This is a genomic window from Pseudomonadota bacterium, assembly GCA_013285445.1.
Taxonomy (GTDB): domain Bacteria; phylum Pseudomonadota; class Gammaproteobacteria; order Xanthomonadales; family Wenzhouxiangellaceae; genus Wenzhouxiangella.
This window is the reverse complement of sequence record CP053448.1, coordinates 3,055,646-3,076,961: the sequence shown is the minus strand read 5'-3', so window position 1 is coordinate 3,076,961 and position 21,316 is coordinate 3,055,646. Positions and strand designations below refer to the sequence as shown.

The 21,316-nt window shown below is 57.8% G+C and carries 12 protein-coding genes; 11 read left to right on the top strand and 1 reads right to left on the bottom strand.

The genetic code is table 11. The features are described 5' to 3' along the window. Positions 1–363 precede the first annotated feature (363 nt). From HND55_13690 to HND55_13640, 11 genes are all read left to right on the top strand, one after another. Complete coding sequence (locus tag HND55_13690; GenBank protein QKK04118.1) at positions 364–3,216, top strand: DEAD/DEAH box helicase; 2,853 nt, start codon at positions 364–366, stop codon at positions 3,214–3,216. A 146-nt stretch (positions 3,217–3,362) separates the two neighbouring features. Next, positions 3,363–4,085, top strand: a complete 723-nt coding sequence (locus HND55_13685; GenBank protein ID QKK04117.1) for an NYN domain-containing protein — start codon at positions 3,363–3,365, stop codon at positions 4,083–4,085. Then, positions 4,082–8,902 (top strand): hypothetical protein, encoded by a 4,821-nt coding sequence (locus tag HND55_13680; GenBank protein QKK03620.1) that lies wholly within the window; start codon positions 4,082–4,084, stop codon positions 8,900–8,902. Before HND55_13685 ends, HND55_13680 begins: the two co-directional genes overlap by 4 nt. A 100-nt stretch (positions 8,903–9,002) precedes the next feature. Further along, positions 9,003–12,218: a helicase gene (locus HND55_13675; GenBank protein ID QKK03619.1), complete on the top strand. Its 3,216-nt coding sequence runs from the start codon at positions 9,003–9,005 to the stop codon at positions 12,216–12,218. After that, a complete protein-coding gene (locus HND55_13670; protein ID QKK03618.1) occupies positions 12,215–14,032 on the top strand; it encodes a DUF1998 domain-containing protein in 1,818 nt (605 codons plus the stop codon). Before HND55_13675 ends, HND55_13670 begins: the two co-directional genes overlap by 4 nt. 14 nt (positions 14,033–14,046) lie before the next feature. Further along, positions 14,047–15,219, top strand: a complete 1,173-nt coding sequence (locus tag HND55_13665; GenBank protein ID QKK03617.1) for a hypothetical protein — start codon at positions 14,047–14,049, stop codon at positions 15,217–15,219. Next, positions 15,216–16,748, top strand: a complete 1,533-nt coding sequence (locus HND55_13660; GenBank protein ID QKK03616.1) for a hypothetical protein — start codon at positions 15,216–15,218, stop codon at positions 16,746–16,748. The genes HND55_13665 and HND55_13660 overlap by 4 nt, the downstream gene beginning before the upstream one ends. Positions 16,749–16,753: 5 nt before the next feature. Further along, on the top strand, positions 16,754–18,346 hold the full coding sequence (locus HND55_13655) for a nuclease (GenBank protein ID QKK03615.1): 1,593 nt from the start codon (positions 16,754–16,756) through the stop codon (positions 18,344–18,346). 66 nt (positions 18,347–18,412) lie between these two features. Continuing rightward, positions 18,413–18,820, top strand: a complete 408-nt coding sequence (gene ssb, locus HND55_13650; protein QKK04116.1) for a single-stranded DNA-binding protein — start codon at positions 18,413–18,415, stop codon at positions 18,818–18,820. A gap of 36 nt (positions 18,821–18,856) precedes the next feature. Then, on the top strand, positions 18,857–19,171 hold the full coding sequence (locus HND55_13645; protein QKK03614.1) for a hypothetical protein: 315 nt from the start codon (positions 18,857–18,859) through the stop codon (positions 19,169–19,171). Positions 19,172–19,195: 24 nt separating this feature from the next. Then, positions 19,196–20,470 (top strand): DNA-protecting protein DprA, encoded by a 1,275-nt coding sequence (locus tag HND55_13640; GenBank protein ID QKK03613.1) that lies wholly within the window; start codon positions 19,196–19,198, stop codon positions 20,468–20,470. A 56-nt stretch (positions 20,471–20,526) separates the two neighbouring features. On the opposite strand, the gene HND55_13635 is transcribed toward HND55_13640, so the two are convergent. Next, positions 20,527–21,219 (bottom strand): hypothetical protein, encoded by a 693-nt coding sequence (locus HND55_13635; GenBank protein QKK03612.1) that lies wholly within the window; start codon positions 21,217–21,219, stop codon positions 20,527–20,529. Between the last annotated feature and the right edge of the window lie 97 nt (positions 21,220–21,316).

Here is a 21,316-nt window from a genome sequence, read left to right as displayed (position 1 = left end):
GCAAGCCTCTCATTGTCTCATCGCCGTCCCACGGCCGGTTCGGAAGTCGTTGTGAAAAACCGGGCGTCCGATCCAGTCCTGTCTCTTGATCATCGAGAATCAATGCCTGGGACGTATCTGGGACGTAATCGGGCGGCCCAGTGGCCGGCGCTTACGAGCAATTGACCACAGCCCTGCGTTTGTCTCAGCTCGCCTTAGCAGGACCTGCTCGTCAACCATTTAGTTGCCGGTACTACCAGCCCAGAGTGTCGGCGCCTATTGCTTTGATCTGATCGGCTTACACCCGCTATCCTAGCCGGGGCTCTGGAGTGTTCTGGGTTAACTGAGGGAGACGGGCGAGTGGAGCAACAGTTGGCACCCGGCATGCGCGTGGAGATTCGCGACGCTGAATGGCGGATTCGTCGGGTCGATCACAGTTCCGACGGTGGCCATCAATTGGTCTGCGAAGGTCTGTCGGAATTGGTGAGAGGGCGCGAGGGGCGCTTTCTCACCCGGCTGGAAGAAGGTATTCGCGTACTCAGTCCTGAAGACACTCACCTGGTTGATGATTCATCCGAGGGATTCCGCGCCGGCTTTCTCTACCTCGACTCGATGATTCGAAAGGCTCCGGCCACAGGGCCCGCCATTCAGCTCGGCCATCGCGCGGCACTCGATCCATTGCCGTTCCAGCTTGATCCGGCTCGCCAGGCCCTGTCCCAACCGCGGCCACGGATTCTCATCGCCGATGCTGTCGGCCTGGGCAAGACGCTCGAGGCCGGCATTCTGGTCTCAGAACTGATCGCCCGCGGCCGCGGCAAGCGCATTCTGGTGCTGGCCGTCAAATCCATGCTGGCGCAGTTTCAGCAGGAATTCTGGAACCGTTTCACCATTCCACTGGTACGCCTTGATTCCACCGGGTTGCAGCGCGTGCGCAACCGCCTGCCGGCTAATCACAATCCGTTCCACTATTTCGATCGGGCAATCATTTCCATCGACACGCTCAAGCAGGACATCGAGTACGGCCATTACCTTGAGAATGCCTGGTGGGACATTATCGTCATCGACGAGGCGCACAACGTCGCCGAGCGCAGCGGCAGCTCTCAGCGGGCCCGTCTGGCCCGACGCCTGGCCACGAGATCGGATGCGCTGATCATGCTCTCCGCGACCCCGCATGACGGCAAGGCCGAGAGTTTCGCCAGCCTGATGAATATGCTCGACCCCACGGCAATCGCCAACCCGTCCGACTACGCGCACGAGGATTTCCGCGACAAGGGCCTGGTCATCCGACGCCTGAAACGGCACGTGCAGGATCAGCTTGGCGGCAATCTGCCCGAGCGAGAAATCGACATCATGCGTGCCGGTGCTTCATCGCCAGAAGAGGCGGTGTTTGAACAAATGGCCAACCTTCGCTTCCAGGCGCTCGATCGCAAGACCCGCAGCGGCGGACACCTGTTTCGCACCACGCTCAAGAAAGCGCTTTACTCCAGCCCGGCGGCCTGCCAGTCGACCATTGATAACCGCATCGCCCGGCTCAAACGCCGCGACTCCAGCAAGGAGGTCCAGGCCGACATGGCGGTCCTGAGCGATCTCAGGAACGCCATTGCTCAGATTACGGCCGAGCAGTTCAGCAAATATCAGCTGCTGCTCGAGCTGCTGGGTACGTGCGAGCACAGTCTTGGCTGGAACCCGAAGGACCCGGAAGACCGCTTGGTCATCTTCACCGAATCGATTCCCACCCTGGAATTCCTTGTCGAGCGATTGCCGGCTGATCTGCGCGGGCTGAGCAAATCACAGGTCAGCACCCTGTCGGGCCGCATGTCGGACAAGGAGCTGATGGCCGCCGTCGAGGGTTTCGGCCAGCGCGACAGCAAGACCCGCGTGCTGATCTGTTCCGATGTTGCCGCCGAGGGCATCAACCTGCACCACCTCTCGCACCGCCTGATCCATTTCGATGTGCCCTGGTCGCTGATGACCTTCCAGCAGCGCAACGGCCGCATCGATCGCTACGGGCAGACGCGCACGCCGCAGATTCGCTACCTGATCACCCAGTCGGACAATGCCCGCATCACCGACGAGCGGCGAGTGCTCGAAGTCCTCATCGAAAAGGACCATCAGGCATCAAAGAACATCGGCGACCCGTCCGAATTCATGGGCCTGCACTCGGTCGATCAGGAGGAGCAGCTGGTTGCCGATTTCATGGAGCGAGAAGGCGATGACCTGGCAGCTCTGTTTGCCGGCTTCCTGGACGAGAACGTCAGCGACAGCGAACAGCCTCTCGAGAACTTTCTGCCGACCAACGCCCCGAGCAAGATTCTGGATGACATCACCGCCGATCGCCCGACGCTATACGAGACCGACTTCGACTACGCCGCGGCGGCGCTGAGCTGGCTGCGCAGCGAGGGGGTGCGCATCCAGGAAGAAATCGACCGCCAGAACCAGCGTCTGGTGCTCACCGCACCGCCCGACTTGCAGAATCGCCTGCGCTTTCTGCCGAAGGAGGCTCGCCCGGAAGCCGACCGTTTCATTCTCACGCCTGATCGCAAGCTCATTGCCGAGGATCTGAAGATCCGCCGCGATGAGGACAGCAACTGGGCCCAGCGCCAGTATCTGTGGCCGCTGCACCCGGTGATGGAATGGCTGGGTGATCGGGCCCTGGGCACTTTCGGCAGGCACACCGCACCGCTATTCCGCATTCCGGGGCGTCTTGAGCCCAATCAGACGGCCTTCCTGCTGGTCGGGGGCTACCCCAACCGCCGCGGCCACACGCTCATTCAGGCCTGGCTGGGATTTGTCCTCGAAGACGGCAACATCACGGAAGAACTGGATCTGGCCGGATTCATCCACCGGCTGGATCTGCGCCCCGGCCAGGTACCCAACCGCAACCGGGGCGGCCCGACAGATGCGGTTGCGGCCCGATTGCCGGGCGTCGTCCGGCGCGCCGAGCAGCGTCTGGCCGAGCATCGCAGGTCTGAGGAAGCCGCCATCGAAGACCAGTTGCTCGAACAGCTCCAGGCCATGGACGATCTCAAAACCCGTCACCTGCAGCAACTCGAGCTGGAGTTCGATCGCAGCGACCAGCCCGAGCATTTCAAGCAGCGCCGCCGCGATGACCGCCTGGGCCACATCCAGCGCGTGTTCGACGACTACGACAACTGGCTGCGCGACACCCACACCCTTGACGACCAGCCCTACATCCAGGTGGCTGCGGCTTTCACCGGTCAGGAGGGCAACCAATGAAATTCCGCTTTTCAGCGGCGCTTGACATGCAAAGGCTTCGTCGCAATACTGGTATTACATCCGCCCCTTGGCAGTACGCCGAACCCCATCGCGATCATGGGTTGGCCGACCCCCTGGGGCTTTTTCTTTTCCGGGGGGGAGGGGGAATGAAGGCGGCGATTCTGATCGACGGGGGCTATCTGCTCAGACGCCTGCCATCCGTCCGCAAGGATCTCGATCCCAAGGACCCCGAAGCCGTCAACCAGGCCGTCGGCCAGCTCGTCAGCCGCCATCTCTACAAGCTCAACAAGACGGCGCAGGCTCCGAATCAGAATGCGCTGCTCTATCGATGCTTCTTCTATGACGCCAGGCCGTACATGGAGAAGGGTCATCTGCCGGTCAGCAGACGCTCGATCGACTACGCCCGCTCCGACGAAGCACGTTTTCGCCTCGATCTGTTCGATCGACTCCGCCGCCGGCCCAACTTCGCGGTCCGCCTGGGCGAGGTACGACGCGAGCGCGGGTGGGTGCTCAACGAGCCTGCGCAGAAGGCGCTTCTGGCAGGTAAAAGATCGGTGCCTGATCTGACCGACTCGGATTTCACGCCCGGCTTTCGACAGAAGGCGGTGGACATGCGAATCGGAATCGACATCGCCTCGCTGGCGTTGAAGCATCAGGTCGACACCATCGTGCTGGTCGCTGGAGATTCCGATTTCGTTCCCGCAGCCAAGCTGGCCCGGCGCGAGGGGGTCAAGATCGTGCTCGATCCATTGTGGCGCAATGTCGCACCGGAACTCTTCGAGCATATCGACGGCCTCCGAAGCGGCTTCAACAACCCCGACCTGGCGGAAGGCCGGGAGGAAGAGACGGACCTGGATCAACAGCGATGACCTTCGCCGGCATCACCAACGAAAACGAGTTCTACTCCGAACATTACCTGGCCGATATCTTCCAGCGCGATATCGGCGAGCTACTCGAGGAGTGGCAGCAGGCCGAGACCCGGGCCCGCGAACAGACCGACGGGCCGCTGCCCGACGACCAGCTTGCCCCCTGGAATCGTCTCAGGCGCTTAGGCCATGCCTACAACCAGCAGCTGGCCATCGTCGAACGTCAGCGCGACCCCCAAGCAAGGGTCGAGGGTCAGCGCGATCTGGTGGCCGAGCTGCTGGCCGTGTTCGGTTATGACCACCAGCCGCGCCGCTTGCCGGCGGGCCCCGACGCCGAATTCCCGGTGCTGGCCGAATACCGCGCCAGCTATGGTCATCCCTTGCTCTGGGTGGTGCAGGCGGTCAACATCGACGACCCCAAGACCGATCCCCTGGCCAGCCCGATACTGGCCGAACAGCTCACCAGCCTGCATGCCGCCCCACCGCCGAAGGCCATGCAGGCTGCCGAACAGTCCGGCCTGATCGACTGGCAGAGCGCCATCAGCCGTTTCGTCTTCGCCCAGCCCAATCCGCCGCGCTGGCTGCTGCTGGTCTCCACCCGCCAGTGGCTGCTGATTGATCGAACCAAGTTCGCCCAGGGGCGGGTGCTGCGCTTCGACTGGGTCGAGCTGTTCTCGCGCCGCGAAGCCGACACCCTCAAGGCCGCCTGCGCGCTGCTGCACAGCCGTTCGCTGACCGACGCCGACGGCGGCAGTTTCCTCGATCAGCTCGAAGAAAACGCCCACAAGCATGCCTATGCCGTCTCCGAAGATCTCAAATACGCCCTGCGCGAGTGCATCGAGCTGATCGGCAACGAGGCCGCGCAATACCTCATCGAGCGCGCCCGCGAGCGCAAGGAAGGCGCCTTCTCAGGCCAGCTCGACGGCCAGCAGATCTCGCTCGAAGCCCTGCGCTACATGTACCGCCTGTTGTTCCTGTTCTACATCGAGGCCCGGCCCGAACTGGGCTATGCCCCGGTCGGCAACCGCGCCTATCTGGCCAGCTACAGCCTGGAACACCTGCGCGAGCTCGAAATGGTCGAACTGACCAGTCCGGCCGAGCAGCAGGGCCGCTACATCCACGACAGCCTGCAGCAGCTCTTCGGCCTGGTCTTCGAAGGCTGCCGCGACGAGGGCAGCCTGCTGGCCAGCCGCTCGGACGCCGACGCCTTTACCATGGCGCCGCTGCCGTCCCATCTGTTCGACCCGGCCCGTACGCCCAATCTCAACAAGGTGGTCTTCACCAACGCCACCCTGCAGAAGGTGATCCGCCTGATGTCGCTCTCGCGCCCGGCGAAAGGACAGCGCCGGCGCGGGCGCATTTCCTACGCGCGGCTCGGCATCAATCAGCTCGGCGCCGTCTACGAGGCCCTGCTGTCCTACCGCGGCTTCTTCGCCCGGACCGATCTCTACGAGGTCAAGCCGGCCGGCAGCAACAACCCCGACCCGCTGGACACCGGCTACTTCGTCACCGCCGAACAGCTCGAACATTACAAGGATTCAGAGCGCGTCTACGACCGCGACGAGGCTGGCCGCAAGGTCTTGAGAAAACACCCCAAAGGTAGTTTCCTCTACCGCCTGGCCGGCCGCGACCGGCAGAAATCGGCCAGCTACTACACCCCCGAAGTGCTCACCCGCTCGCTGGTCAAGTACGCGCTGAAGGAACTGTTTGCCGAACAGCTCGACGATCTGGCCGACGATGCTGCCCGTGCACGACGCGTGCTCGAGATCAGCATCTGCGAGCCGGCCATGGGCTCGGCCGCCTTTCTGAATGAGGCCATCAGCCAGCTCGCCGACAAGTACCTGGAGCTGGCCCAGTCGGCCAAAGATGAGCGCATCCCCCAGGCCGACTACGCGGCTGAGAAGCAGCGGGTGATGATGTACATCGCCGACCACAACGTCTTCGGCGTGGACCTCAACCCCGTCGCTGTCGAGCTGGCCGAAGTCTCGCTGTGGCTCAACGCCCTGTCCGACGACCGCCACGTGCCCTGGTTCGGCCTGCAGCTCAAGAACGGCAATTCGCTCATCGGTGCCCGCCGAGAGGCCTTCGCGGCCAGCCAGCTCAAGCTCAAATCCGGTGACGACAAGAGCTGGCTCAAGTCCGCACCCGAGAAGATTCCGCTCGGCCAGGAACGCCCCGCCGGCCGCATCTGGCACTTCCTGCTGCCGGACAAGGGCATGGCCAGCTACAGCGACAAGGTCGCCAAAAAGCTCTACCCCGACCAGATCAAGGCGATTACCGAATGGCGCAAGGCCTTCATCAAGCCCTTCGACCAGGAAGAGATCGATCGCCTCGAACGCCTCTCGGCCCGGCTCGACGAACTCTGGCAGCAGCACGCCCGGGATCTTTCCCGCATGCGGGCTCGTACCACCGATCCCTATCCGGTCTACGGCCACGATGACGACGGCAAGGCCACCAGCCTTGACTACAAGGACCAGGTGCTAGCCGGCGAGCTCCACGCCCGCGACCAGAAGAACGCGCCGGCCTACCGCCGCCTGAAGCTGGCCATGGACTACTGGTGCGCGTTGTGGTTCTGGCCGATGGACGCACACGAGGACCTGCCCGAGCGCGACGACTATCTATTCGAGCTCGAAGCCCTACTGCTGGGAGATACCATCCCAACCGGCTCGGCCAACCGAATCCAGGACCTGTTCGCCCCCACCCAGGATGAGCAGGCCGGCAAGTCCTTTATCAACCGCTTCGGCGTGGTCGATTTCAACCAGCTCTTCCGCGCCTTCCCGCGCATGAAGCGGGCCCACGTGTTGGCCGAATCCCGCCGCTTCTTCCATTGGGAGCTGGAGTTTGCCGACCTGTTCATGGAAAACGGCGGCTTCGACCTCATCCTCGGCAACCCGCCCTGGCTGAAAGTCGAGTGGCAGGAAGGCGGCGTCATGGGCGACCACCAGCCCTTGTTCGCGCTGCGCAAGTTTTCGGCCAGCAGGCTCGACCAACTGCGCGAACAGACCTTCCACGAAAATCCCGAGCTGATCGGCGCCTGGAAAGCCGAGCTGGAAGAAGCCGAGGGCACCCAGGCCTTTCTCAACGCTCCGGTCAATTACCCGGAACTCAAGGGCGTGCAGACCAACCTTTACAAGTGTTTCCTGCCGCGCGCCTGGGCCATTAGCAACTCAAAGGGGATTTCTTCATTCTTATATGAATCAGGCGTATATAATGATGCAAAGGGTAAGGCTTTCAGGGCGCTCTGTTATCAGCACTTGAGGCGACATTACACCTACTTCAGGGCAATGAGCCTCTTCAACATCAAGGGCAACAACAAGACCGACTTTCACTGTTCTGTTTACGGTCATGCCCGGGATGAAGTTCGGTTCGATGCTGTTAGCTACTTAAAGCACCCATCTCATCTAGACCAGGCGTACTTAAAGCAACCGGAGCGGATTCTTCGGATTGATATAGATGATCTGAAGCTCTTTGCCGAGCTTTACGATGCCAAGGGTACGAGGCCAGTAGAAGCTCGCTTGCCCGCCTTGCATGATCGTCGATTGGTCGCCGTGCTCAAGAAATTCGCTGCCCAGCCGCGCCGCCTCGGCGATCTCAAGGGCGAGTATCTCTCACTGGAAATGTGGCACGAGACCAACGCCCAGAAAGACGGCACCATCCGCCGCGAAACTCGCTTCCCGGAAAGCGCGGAGGAGTGGATCCTCTCCGGCCCCCACTTCTTCGTCGGCACGCCGCTCTACAAGACCCCGCGCGCCGAGTGCACCCAGAACAGCCACTACGACAACCTCGACCTCGAAACCCTGCCCGACGACTACCTGCCGCGCAGCAACTACCTCCCCGCATGCGACCGCGACACCTACCTCGGGCGCACACCGAAGGTGCCTTGGGCAGATCAAGCGACTGAAACTGATTCTAGGGTCACCGACTACTACAGGCTTTTCTGTCGGCGGCAGTTGAGCCAGTCCGGAGAGCGCACCCTATTGGCCTCGATCGCCCCAAAAGATGTGGCGCATATCCATCCAGTCATATCTACGACTTTCAGAGACCCCAACCAGCTTCTGGATTTTGCGACGGCTTGCATGTCGCTGGTCTTCGATTTCTGGATCAAGACCACCGGTAAGGGTGATCTATATGAATCCCTACTTCGTTTGCTGCCCCTGATTGAAACACCGCAGATGCGAGCTCGTGGGTTGGCGCTGGTAGGCATTACCAGCCACTACGCCGAACTCTGGCAACAGTCCTGGCAAGACGATTTCCGCAAGCAGCACTGGACGATCACCTCCGACAGTAAGCGCACCGGCGCCAACGCCGTACCGCAGGAGTTCTTCCAGCGGCTCACTCCCGACTGGCAGCGCCACTGCGCCCTCAGAACCGACTACGCCCGCCGCCAGGCCCTGCTTGAAATCGACGTCCTCGTCGCCCAGGCCCTGGGGCTCACCCTGGAAGAACTGCTCACCCTCTACCGCGTCCAGTTCCCCGTCATGCGCCAGTACGAAGCCGAAACCCACTACGACCAGAATGGCCGCATCGTCTTCACCCCCAGCAAGGGCCTCAGCGGCGTCGGCCTGCCCCGAAAAGCCCGCAAGGCCGACCTCGACAACGAAATCGAATACGCCATCCACACCCCGGGCCGTCAAGAAACCGGCATCGCCCTGGGCTGGGAAGACATCCAGCACCTGGAGGAAGGAAAAGTCACCAAGACCTTCTGGAACCACACCCTCCCCACCGGCCCCTGGCGCCAGACCATCGAATACCACGCCCCCTTCTTCCGCCCCGACCGTGAAGAAGACTACCGAGTCGCCTGGAGGGTGTTTCAGTCATGATTCCAGGGTTTGTCGCACGACTGCCGCTCAGCTATTCTGCGCTGGCCAGTGTGCAATTCGCGAGTGGGCAGATAAAGAGAGAGGGCAAGGGGTAACCGGAATGGATTATGCAAAGGAGCGCAAAAGGCTAGTCGAATGGGTCCGACAGAATCTGACCGGCGAGGGTTTGCCGGTTGAGCTGGTTGGCATCAATCCCCTGGAGCGCTTTCCGACAGCTATCCTTTTCCCTGTCTCCGAGCTCGATGAGGGTATCGATCCAGCCTCCGAAGACGAGGCAGAAGATGAACTGCCGGATATTGGCGGACCGGATCACGCCCCCTCCGAAGTCAAACCTGCCGCCATTCGCAGACGGTACATCCCACCTTCATCGGTCGGATTTTCCTTCTATGCAACGGGCCCGGACCTGAGCTTCCAGGTCCAGGCATCTGCGAAAATCTATGAAAAACCCGGTCGCGGAAAGACATGGATAAAAACCACCATTGGTGGCGAGCAGTCCGCAAGACGTATCACAGGGCCAGTTAGATTCCCGGATTTCCTTGCCCAGGAAACTGGACATAATGGTATTCAGACCCCGAGAGGCGGTCTTGATGTGCGCTGGCGCGAGCACCGAAAAGGCGAGCATACAAGAGGTTGGATCGTCACTGTGACCCTGTTCAATACGGAACGTTTGCCACGAGATATCGACCGGAACAGAGTGCTCGAGCAACGTGCATCGATGTCATTGTTCGAGGTGAAGTTGAAGTGCACCTTCGACGCCGGCACTATCGGTGACTACCCGCGGGTCGAATACAGCCTGCTTGACGAGGAAGAGCAAGAGCTGGAGCTTCGTTACAGGAACCGCCGCATCTATGCAGTAGGGCATGGGGCTGCCGTGGATTGGAAGGGAGAAAACGGCAAGGTAAAGTCCATCTTCACCGATTTTATCCCTCGCACCGAAGTCCCGCAAATGACTGCCGATGTGGGTAGCGGTTCTGAGCAAGCTTTGTCAATCGAGCATTTGGCGACTATCGATGACCACAAGCAGCAAGCGATGGATCATCTCACCCGATTTGTCGATGGCTATGGAGACTGGAGCCGACAGCAAACTAAAGACTGCAGCCAATTGCAAGGAGAAGAAAGGCAGGCCGCGGAGCGTATCGCTACCCGCATCGATCTCGCCGTCAGTCGGATGCGTGGCGGTATTGCCCTGCTCGACTCAGACGAGACAGCACGCCGGGCATTTGCCCTGGCCAACCAGGCCATGCTGGACCAGATGATGCAGAGTGGACGGATCAACCAAGCTGCGAAGGAGCCTGCCCACTACTGCTGGCGCCCCTTCCAGTTGGGCTTCTTGTTGACCACGATCCATTCTGCAATCGATGAACAAGACCCGTTTCGGGATACCGTTGATCTGATCTGGTTTCCTACCGGCGGCGGCAAAACCGAAGCCTATCTCGGGTTGATCGCCTTCCTCGCTTTCTATCGTCGTTTACGCTATCCGACAAACGGAGCAGGAACAGTGGTCCTGATGCGCTATACCCTGCGCTTGTTGACTACTCAGCAGTTCGTTCGCGCCGCACGCATGATATTTGCCATGGAACTGCTCCGCCGCAAATCCCCAGCCGAACTGGGCCAGGAACCCTTCACTGTCGGACTTTGGGCCGGTGGCGCATTGAGCCCGAACACGCTCGACCAGGCTGAAAAGGTCCTTGGCCGTATGCGTGGCGGAATTGAAGAGGCCAAGCAAGCTCTTGTGCTGCACCAGTGCCCCTGGTGCGCGACCCCGCTGGATCCAGCTCGGGGATATGAACTCACGAGCACAAGATTCACTTTCAAATGTCGCAACGAACAATGTGACTTTGGCGGAGGGAATGCCGACGCCCTCCCGGCCGATGTCGTTGACGAGAGCTTGTATCAGAACCCACCAACCCTGCTGTTTTCAACCATAGACAAATACGCTCGCCTGGCCTGGGATGAGCGTCCGGGTGCATTTCTGGGCAGCGACGGTATGCTTCCACCGTCACTGATAATTCAGGACGAACTACACCTGTTATCCAGCGATCTTGGCTCTATCGCTGGAGTGTACGAGGCTGCCTTGGATGCGGTGCTAAGGAGTAAGGGGCAGTATCCCAAATATATTGCCTCCACCGCGACAATTCGCAACGCCAAGGCCCAGGTAAAGAAAATGTACGGGCGCGAGTTGTCGGTGTTCCCGCCACCAGGACTGGACGCGGATAACTCCTATTTTTCTCGTGTCGTGCCCCTAGATAAACGCCCCGGCCGTTTTTATCTCGGTTACCTGGCACCAGCGCTTGATCGCGCCCGCTGCATGGGGCCGTTGGCTGCGACTCTGGCAGCAGCGCCGGAAAGTGTATTCAGATCGGGGTATGAGAACCGCGAGGATTTGCTGGATGCCTGGTGGACGATGGTGGTCTACCACGGCAGCCTACGTGGTGTTGGCAACAGTAAGAATGCCTTCTACAACCATGTTCGAGACTTTCTGTCGCGACTAAGCGAAGAGCAAGAAAAACCGCAGCTGGACGATACAGGCGAGCCACGTGACGAAAGGATTATATCCAGGCAAAGGCCGTCCACCGGCCAACTCACGAGTCTGATGAGTGCCGCGGAAAACGCTGCCACGTTCGGCCGACTCGAACAACCAAAAGGCCAACCTGAATGCCTGGATGCAGTACTGGCGACCAACATGATCTCGGTGGGCCTCGATGTCGCCCGTCTGGCTTTGATGATCATCAATGGCCAGCCCCTGACCACGGCGGAATACATCCAGGCCAGTAGTCGCGTGGGCCGGTCTGAAGTCCCAGGCATTGTTTTCGTCAACTATTACCGTGACCAGGCCCGGAGCCTATCCCACTACGAGAATTTCCGTGCCTATCACGAGTCTTTCTACCGATTCGTCGAACCTGGCAGCATTACCCCGTTCACGCATCAAGCCCGGAAAAGGGCACTGCACGCAGCGCTGGTCATTGCAGTGCGCCATTCCCTGTCGACGATGGCCGCCAATGACAAGGCCGGTACATTCGACCCTGAGAATCCAGCCATCGCAAAGGTGATTGAAACCCTTTCCGAGCGTTGCGGAAAAGCCAGCGGGGAAATGGCTGAGACCGTTCAATTGCAATTGGATGGCCTGGCAGCTGAATGGAAACGATTTGCTGAGATTTGCCAAAGCAATCGGCAGCGCCTCTGCTACGAGGAAAGAGATGACCGCAAAAATTCGGAGCGCCTTCTGTTTACGCACGAAGCACGAATTCGTGGCTTATGGCCGACCCTGAATTCAATGCGCCAAGTCCAGCAATCAGGGCTTCTGAAAGTGCTATGACCAAGCAAGTCTACTTTCCGGTCCGCCTGCACCATTTGCTGCGTCATTGCTCGCCAGGGGCCATTGTCCGAACCGACGACGAGCTTGTGGTGGTCAAGGACATTTGTTTCTGGACTGACAAGTACGGCAATCCTGCCGGTCAATTCATACCGTATGCCGAAGCGGTGAAATCGGCGTTACAGATTGATAAGCACAAGAAACTCATCGCACCGCCGGTCGCAAGGCAACTTGACAATGGCCAGATTCAAGGGGTTTGTGTGCCAGGTCAATGTTTTCCCACCTGGTATGTATGCACCGACCAACGCTGTGGTCGGCTCGTGCGGTTGTTCCGGAAACCGGATGACCACAATAAGCCCCGCTGCACTTGTGACCGCTACTCGGACTTAAAAAAAGCGCCATTGCTGGAGCAGGTGTCCTGGGTCATGGTGCATTCAGAGGGCTATCTGGCGGATCTGGACTTTCATTTCCTTGCCCACCGAGACCAGCGAGGAAAGAAGTGCGAAGATCGCGATAATTTGAGCCTGAAGGTGCTTCCAGAAGGAACCTTCGTGACTTGTGGTAGTAAGGGCTGCGGCGCACGAGGCATGCTTGAGGAACGCGTCCCGATTTCTTTTGGACGAAACAACAAGCAGCCCTGGCTGCGGGATTCTGTCACGCCACAAGACCCAGCCTTGGCCGTACTGGTCAATGATCCTGGCGTGCACATGCCAGTCACGAAGTCCGGGCTGGTGGTGCCACCAGAATCACGCGCTATCCGCGGCGGGGTTCTCGACCGTCTGTATCAGAACACGCGCTTGCTGAGGGATTTGGAAGCTGCAAGAAACTCCTTTCAACGAAGGAGCGTAGAAGCCAGAGCAGCGCGTGAGCTTCAGTGTACAACGGAAGAGTTGGAAAACTGTTTCAAGGCGCTCGAGAACGGATATCCCCTCTACGGAGAGGTAACTTCGGACGACTTGGTTGTGCGTGAATGGCAGGCTTTTCAGAATGAAATCCCCAATCTCGATGAGGATGAAGATTTTGTCCCCCGAGAAAAGACTCAAGAGTTAAAAGAGCTGCTTAATCGAAAGTATGAGCTTGCCGTCAAATATCCGTTGCTAAATCATATTCGCCTTGTTTCTGTCCAGCGACTGAGGAAGATCGAGGTGCTACGAGGCTTTTTCCGCGCTGAACCCTCGCATCCGGATCCTATACCCCCTGATCTCGATGGTCAACTGGACTGGCTGCCGGCGATCGAACTTTTTGGTGAAGGGGTATTCTTTTCGCTTGCCGAAGCATCTCTTCGGCGCTGGGAAAGTCAACCCGTGTTGCAGAAGTATGTCGATGTGGTCAAGCGCCGCTATGGAAACATGAAATTCAACTTGGAGCTTGAACCCGTCCAGACACCAAGATTCCTGCTTCTGCATACTCTCGCCCACCTGCTCATGCGGCAGCTTGAGTCCAGCGTGGGGTATCCAGCCGCTTCGTTTCAGGAGCGGATCTATACAACAGTCCAACTCGACCGGCCTATGGCTGGAATCCTGATCTATATTGCCGTGCCCGATCAGGTTGGTACGCTAGGTGGATTGTCCAGGATGGCGGAGCCAGAGAAGTTCGTGAAGTTGATGGCGGCTGCCGCTAGGAGGTCTAAATGGTGCTCGTTGGATCCGGTTTGCTCAGAACACGAGGGCCAGGGGCCCGGACTGCTCAATCGTGCTGCCTGCCATGCTTGTTGCCTGGTTCCAGATCCGTCGTGTGCCTACGGCAATGTATTGCTTGACCGGACCATGCTAATCGGCAGCGATGCCCACGGCTTCAAAGGATTTCTCGAATACTAGTGCCAGGGTGAAAAGTGGCTAAGCGGCGATTTCAATTACCAGGGATTCACGAGCTCAGCAAGGAGCAGGAGTTGGTGCGGGCCTGGCCGCTGGAGGGTCGCTTTTTCCTCACTGGTGGCCCCGGAACTGGCAAGTCGGTCATGTGCCTGCTGCGGGCTCGTCGGCTTCATGAAGCGAACAAGAAATACTGTTTCCTGGTCTTCAATCACTTGTTGCGATTTGCCAGCCACCAGCTATTTGGAATTGATCTACAGGCTGTTCAGTGGCAGGCGTGGTTTTACAAGGTTTTTGAGGAAATTACCGGCCGAAAGGTCCCATATCTCGATGTAGGCACGGGAGAGAGTTGGCGGCCTGTTGATTGGAATACCTGTCTTGACCTGGTTGGCGAGCAATCTGCTGACGCCTTGGAGAAGCGATACAAAGACCAATATCTGATTATTGACGAAGGTCAGGATATGCCTCCCGGCTTCTATCAGTTTTTGAACGCGATTCCCTTCGAAAATGTTTTTGTTGCAGCGGATTTCAATCAAGCTATTGGTCACGAAAATAGTAAGTTTGACGAAATTCATGGTGAGATCATTCCTGATTCTGAGCATGAGTTGAAGAGTAACTACCGGAACAAATATGGAGTTGCCCGTCTGGCGCGAGATTTCTGTTCTGGAACGCCTGGGACTAATCCGCCGTTGCTTCCGACCCGGGGCAAAGGTTCAACTCGACAGCCTGTGCTTTTCACCTATACCAAAGACCATGAAGGCCGGATTTTTCGTCGCTTGCTTCTCTATGCTGGCCGGAATCCGCGGTTCTTGATAGGCGTAATTGCTCCCAACAACAAGGTTCGAGAAAGGTTCCTTGCTAAGCTGAGAGCGGCAGGAAACAATATTGAAGATCTCGCCTGCCCCATATCGACCTATTCAACCGAAGAAAGAAATCAATTGGATTTCAGCGAAGGGGGATTCATCGTCATCAACGCTCAGAGTTGCAAAGGTCTAGAGTTCGATGTGGTTTTTATTGCTGACATCAACGAGTTTCCTTGTTGGCGATCTATTGTGGATGAAAAGAAGATGCTTTTCTATGTCATGACAGCACGTGCAATTCATCAGGTCTTCATGCTGAGAAAAGCCGATCAAAAATGCCCCATTGAGGTGATCCTGCCGGACGACCCTGAGATTCTGGAGAGACTCCCATGAAAAGCAGTGATTTATTCGACAAGGCCGGCGACGAGGAATCGTCGCAGAAAATTACAGAATGGCGATTGGCCACCAATCACCTCAACCTGTTCTTCATGCTGGGGGCGGGTCTGATTCTTCCATCGAACGCTTTTGGCGACAAGTATTACAGCGACTCGCTCTCAGTGGCACCCGGGTGGCTGCCCCTGTTTACTGCAAAGCCTGCGGATGGCCTTATAGAGCACTGCTGCAGCGAAGCGTCTCATCTGATTCCTTGCATCGTTGTGCTTGATCTTTCTTCGCTCTCCGGCCCGGTTCACCGCTGGGCTGCTGACGGATCAGTTCAGTCGGAGATGTTCGAATCTGCAGAATTTGACGATTCTGATTGGCTCATGCTGAAAGCGCCGCTGCCTTTAGGCTGCATAGAAAGAATCGAGGTCAGAGACATGGCTGCAAAAAAGGCGTTGTTGGACTCGGCGAAGGATCTGCGAAATGTAAATTTAGGCGTTTTTGACATACGAGCCAGAAAACCATCCTTTTCCCCAAGCAGAGAGAGAGTTTGGTCGGAAGACCCTACTGATCTGGAACGCGTAGAGCTGAACATGTCGGAGCTGGGTGCTGTTGGAGCCTTTCTGGCGTTGTGTGCAAAGCTAGCCGATCGCTCTGAGAATCTTTCCTACATATATGATTGTTTTGTCGGCGGGGAGTTTAAAGCTGAAATCGCTCCATTGCTGTCTGTTATCGGAAATTGGCTCCATTGCGGTTCACCGGGGGAGGATCTGAGCCAGTCAGCCAAATTGCTATGGGATCTACACAGTGCCATTCAGGGAGATGAAGATGATTCCTTGAATGGTGCCGTGGTGACCTATCTTGAGAGGCTCGTTCCCGGTATGGACGGAATAGCACAGGTCGCAACCCAGTCTCTTGTTGATGATCTTCGCGGTATCGAACGATTGACCGATAAAACCGAGCAGGAGCTGCTTGCTGCCCATAACAAGCCTCTTTCTCGAGCCTTGATCCTGGCCTTCCTGCATACGGATTTCATTGATTTTCTGGAGTTCAACAAAGTTTCTTTGGGTGATGAGGAGTTCGTGATTGCTGCGTTTCTGCTGGCCTCCAACCAGGGGTGGATTCAAGTGCCAGAACAATTGCGAAACATTCCGGGATTGCAACCGGCAATCTCCGGCAGGATGGCCAAGATTGCCCATCTAAAGCTGGGCTCCGGCCTGGAATTGGGCCCGGCGCCTGCTTTCCCCCGGGGGCTTCGCAAGCTGTTCGAGCCTGGCAAGTCAGGACTTTCAAAGTCTCAAAGACAGGCTGCTATCAAGATTGCCAAGGAAATGAACTGGGAGATTATTCAGACCCATATCCGATTGCCAAAGGGCAGCTACGACCTGCAGGTCACGCCAAGTGGACTTCATCTAAGCATCCCTGGAGAAGCTGACGTAGTTGAGTTGGTGGTTGACGGAGACGAGCTTATTGAAAGGCTTGGGAGTACAGTCCTGCCGAGCTCTCTGGAAGCTGATTCCCGTTCGAAACTGGGTGCCTGACAATCATGAGAATGATCCCGGCTTCGCCCTATAATCGAAAGAGCCGTGCAGAGTTGCGCGTATTCGATGCCCTGAAGCGCAGCGTGCCGCAGGATACTCGGAACGAGTACGTTGCCTACCACTCCCTGAATCTGACCCGGCACGCACGCAAGCGCTTCGGAGAGCTTGATTTCGTCATTTGTTGCCCAAGGGGCATTTATGTCCTGGAGGTAAAAGGCGGAGGTATTGCCTGTCGGCAGGGTGTCTGGTATTCGACGGACGCGAGCGGCACTGAGCACCGCCTTTCAGAAAGCCCTTTTCGCCAGGCTGAAACGGGCTTGCACGGCTTGATCAAGAGACTCAAGGAGACGCTTTCTGCCCCGGTATTTGCAAAGCTTGTTTTTGGCTATGGGGTTGTCTTTCCGGATACGGACTGGCGAGATTCAGGCGTGGAATGGGATCGGGCAATGGTAGCCGACAGTCGGATCGTCAAGGATCTGGATAGATGGTTGCGGAGTCTCTTCGCTTATTGGGAAAAAAAACCTGGCGTTCAGGCGAGAAAAATCGACAGTTCCGCTCTTCAGGAACTCGGTTCTGTTATTCGGCCCGAGGTTGAGGCTATCGTTCCGTTGCATGTTCAGGCCAGCCAGGCGGCCGACCAGGTAATTCTGCTCACCCAAAGCCAGCTTGCGCTTGTTGACTGTTATTCCGAGAACCGCAGGGTGCTTTGCTCAGGCGGCGCAGGAACTGGGAAAACTCTGATGGCACTGGAGTTTGCGCGTCGCTGGACCGGTTCTGGTAAACAGGTTGCTCTGGTTTGCAAGTCTCCCTGGTTGCAAAGCTATCTGCGCATGCATTTCAGCATGCCGAATCTTGAAGTTTGCCGACTCTCTGGCCTTGAGGTAATGCTGCGCCGAAAAAATCTGGATGCTTTTGATGCCATCATTGTAGATGAGGGGCAGGACATGCTGCAAATGGCCAGCCTTGACCTGCTCGACAGGAGTCTGAAGGGTGGCTTGAGTGATGGTCGCTGGTGTTTCTTTTATGACATCAATAACCAAAGTGGCTTTTTTGGTGAAGCAGAGCCTGAGGCTTTTGAAATCCTCAGAACATACGGCGCGGCTCTGGCGACATTGACGAAGAATTGTCGAAATACACGGCTCATCCTGGAAGAGGTCAAGTCAGCTCTCGGTGCCGACATGGGAGTTCAGGGGGCCGGCGAGGGTCCGGCAGTACGGAAAAAACTGGTTGATGGCATCGAGCAGACGGTTGCTGAGCTGGAGGCGGAGCTGGAGTTTCTTGTCGAAGAAGGTGGATTGGCGCCCGCTCAAATTACCATTCTTTCAGGTCAGGAGTTCCGCCATTCGGTCGTCTCGGCTTTACCGGAACACTGGCGCCAACAGATCAAGCAGGTCGATGAATATTCACTGGCCAACTTTCCGCCAAGCACCATGACTTTCGCCCGAGTGGCTGATTTCAAGGGTCTGGAAAATGACGCGATCGTTGTGATTGACCTGCCAGAGCCGAATCCGAAGAACAAGCAAGATATTGCGACCCATTATGTGGCGATGAGCCGAGCGAAGGCTGTACTATCAGTGATTTACCATGGAACTGACTAGTAGGCCAAGTGGCTAGTAAGCTCATCAGGGGAAGGAGAAAAAGATGGCCGGGGAAACAGAGCATTTCTGATTGGAAATCTTGGGACTGATCCTGAGACGAGGACGACGCAATCAAACCCCATGGTGACCAATCTTCGATTGGCTACCAGCGAAAGTTGGCGTGATAGTAACACGGGGGAACGCCAGGAAAATACCGAGTGGCATGACGTTGTCCTGTTCGGCCGCCTTGCCGGGATCGCTAACGAATACCTTCGAAAAGGCAGCAAGGTGTATATCGACGGGAGAATTCAAACACGCAAATGGCAGGATCAGGAAGGGCGTGATCGCTATACCACCGAAATCGTAGCGCAGAATCTTCAGATGCTGGATACTGCCGGAGGTGTGCAGGGTGATCAACCCGAATCTGCGCGGACCGGCGCAACTAGAGAGGCGAGGAGTTTGAGTGAACACGACCCCAATGACATTCCGTTCTGACATCTGATGCAGAAAATTGGAAGAAGGCTCCTGTTCTTGGCGGCCGTCCTGCTCTGCCCAATCGAAGCGGCACAGGCCCAGCATGGTCGCTTCACCGATGAATTGCTTGATACAGGCGGCGGAGGGCTGGGGCCGGTTACAGCTGTTCTTGCTGTGCTGGCCACCGTGCTGATCGTCACGGCCTTACTCAAAGGATCTGACGAAACCAATCGCCGGGCCGCGAAGCCTGGCCTGATCGGTGCGGCGATTGGAGCTTTTCTGGGATTATTGATCGGCTGGCCTGTCGGAATGTTGATCTTGTGTGGAGTGATCGGGTTTTTCATCGGTTACGGGAACCAGAGCTCTTCGTAGACTTGATCGGAAACTGAACCCATCATGCGACTGGGTGACGAAACACAAGCAGTTCTCTTGCTCACTGCCCGTCTTGGTGCGCAAGACCCTAAGGATGCCAAGCCATTGGGGCCGACTGAGTGGGGTGACTTCGCCGAATGGTTGAAGCATCGAGGGTGTCGACCCGGAGAGCTGGTCAATGGGCAGGCGGCAAGCCTGCTGGCCGAGTGGCGCCACCCGAAAATTCCTCGCGAACGGCTGGACAAGTTGCTGCAACGCGGCAATGCCCTTGCCCTGGCGCTGGAGAAGTGGGAGCGGGCCGGTATCTGGATTTTGACACGGGCCGACAAACAGTACCCGACGCTACTCAAGAAACGTCTCGGAAAATCCGCCCCGCCGGTGTTTTTCGGCTGCGGCAATCGTGCCTTGTTGCAGAACGGCGGCCTGGCCGTGGTCGGTTCCCGCAAGGCCGGTGAAGCTGACTTGGCTTTCTGCCGCCAGATCGGCGCCAAAGCCGCGGCCGAGGGTTATTCGATCGTGTCCGGTGGGGCGCGGGGTGTGGATGAGACGGCCATGCTGGCGGCACTCGACCATGAAGGCACGGTTATCGGTGTACTTGCCGACAGCCTGATGCGGGCCGTCACCAGTCAGCGCTACCGCGGAGGTCTGCGCTCGGGCGACCTGGTGCTGGTTTCGCCCTATCAGCCGGAAGCTCGTTTTCTCGTTGACAACGCAATGGGCCGCAACAAGTACATCTACTGCCTCGCCAATGCAGGACTGATCGTGACCTGTGAGAAGGAGTCCGGCGGCACCTATGCCGGCGCCAAAGAGGCCCTGAAGCATGCCTGGGTCCCAGTCTGGACGCATCGCACCGCATCTGCGGCCGAGGGCATGGCCGCGTTGGAAGCGCTGGGAGCGGCCCGCTTGCCTGGGTCCGAGTTCCGGATTGAATCCCTTTTCGAACAGAAGCCACTCGCGCCGGAAGTCGCCCCAACTGACAGCCCCGAGGAGTCGGCTGCGTCGGCGCCGGAGCAGGTCCACGTCGAGTCGGAGGAACCGGTGCTCTACGCGGCATCCCCCAAGGAAGAGCCAGAGGCCCCAGCCGAAGCGCTGTTCCAGGCTTTTCTACAGAAGCTTCAGCCGATGATCCAGTCTGAACCCCTGAAGCCGGATGAGATCGCAGAGCGATTCGAGATCAAACCGGCCCAGGCCAGGGACTGGCTGCAGCAGGCCGAAGACGCGGGGTTGGTTGATCGAGTCAGCAAAAAGCCATTGGCCTATTCGTGGGTATCGCAAGGCAGGTTGACGCTAGGTGACTGAGTTGATTCACGTTCTCCGCCCCGACGGGACCCTTGCACTCTCGTTTGCTGCGGTGGCTACTGGTCAAACGGAGCCGGGTGCTCATCGCCTGCTGGCGAGAAGTGATCCAGCGGAAACCTTTTCATTCCTCTCACGGCATGAACGCTCACTTCCCTTTCCCTGAGAAGGCGAGCATTGACATCAATATCTGCCTGTTCGAATCTTGTGATCAGTGAGTCAAGGGATTTCCTTGCGGATTCCAAATGGCTCAATTTGTCCGCCGGTATCGTCGCCAGGAGATTGATCTGATACTTTTCGCGGGCCTCCAGATCTCGATCCGGAACAAGGCTGAAGTAAATAGCGGAGATATGGGGAGATAGGTTTTTCTGATCTTTCCTGACCTTTTTGTCTGATGGCGGGATCAGCTTGTTGAAATCATCTGGCAGCGCGGCTCGCCGGTAGCGCTGGCTTAGCCAGGTTGCAACAGTCTCGATGTCGCCGTCCAGCAAGAATCGGTCTGGATGAGGCTGTCTGTGCGCCAGCTCGCTACGGTTTATCCAGACCCGCTCATGACAGCAAAATTCGTACCAGGCGCTGTCTTCGAGATTGGACTGGATTTCCAGGCAGAGTCGGCGCGCGCTCTTGCCGTGGGTGAAATTTCCCCTTTGTGCCTGATCATTTGCCCGTTCAGTCATGTAGCCCACGATGAGTTCGACATGGGGTTCGGCTTCGATGCTGGGGTGGGTGAGGTCACAGGATTGGGTTACCACGATGCCTATTCGTGGTGCCGGTACCGAGTTCTTCCGGGGTACGAGTGCTGACAGGTCCTCGTCACACAGAACCCTTCCCTGCAGCCAACCGCTTTCC

Bases quoted from the DNA above. Each gene is read 5' to 3' on its own strand.
- HND55_13655 (QKK03615.1), top strand. From the start codon at position 16,754: ATGAGAATGATCCCGGCTTCGCCCTATAATCGAAAGAGCCGTGCAGAG.
- HND55_13685 (QKK04117.1), top strand. From the start codon at position 3,363: ATGAAGGCGGCGATTCTGATCGACGGGGGCTATCTGCTCAGACGCCTG.
- HND55_13670 (QKK03618.1), top strand. From the start codon at position 12,215: ATGACCAAGCAAGTCTACTTTCCGGTCCGCCTGCACCATTTGCTGCGT.
- HND55_13675 (QKK03619.1), top strand. From the start codon at position 9,003: ATGGATTATGCAAAGGAGCGCAAAAGGCTAGTCGAATGGGTCCGACAG.
- HND55_13680 (QKK03620.1), top strand. From the start codon at position 4,082: ATGACCTTCGCCGGCATCACCAACGAAAACGAGTTCTACTCCGAACAT.
- HND55_13640 (QKK03613.1), top strand. From the start codon at position 19,196: ATGCGACTGGGTGACGAAACACAAGCAGTTCTCTTGCTCACTGCCCGT.
- HND55_13660 (QKK03616.1), top strand. From the start codon at position 15,216: ATGAAAAGCAGTGATTTATTCGACAAGGCCGGCGACGAGGAATCGTCG.
- HND55_13690 (QKK04118.1), top strand. From the start codon at position 364: ATGCGCGTGGAGATTCGCGACGCTGAATGGCGGATTCGTCGGGTCGAT.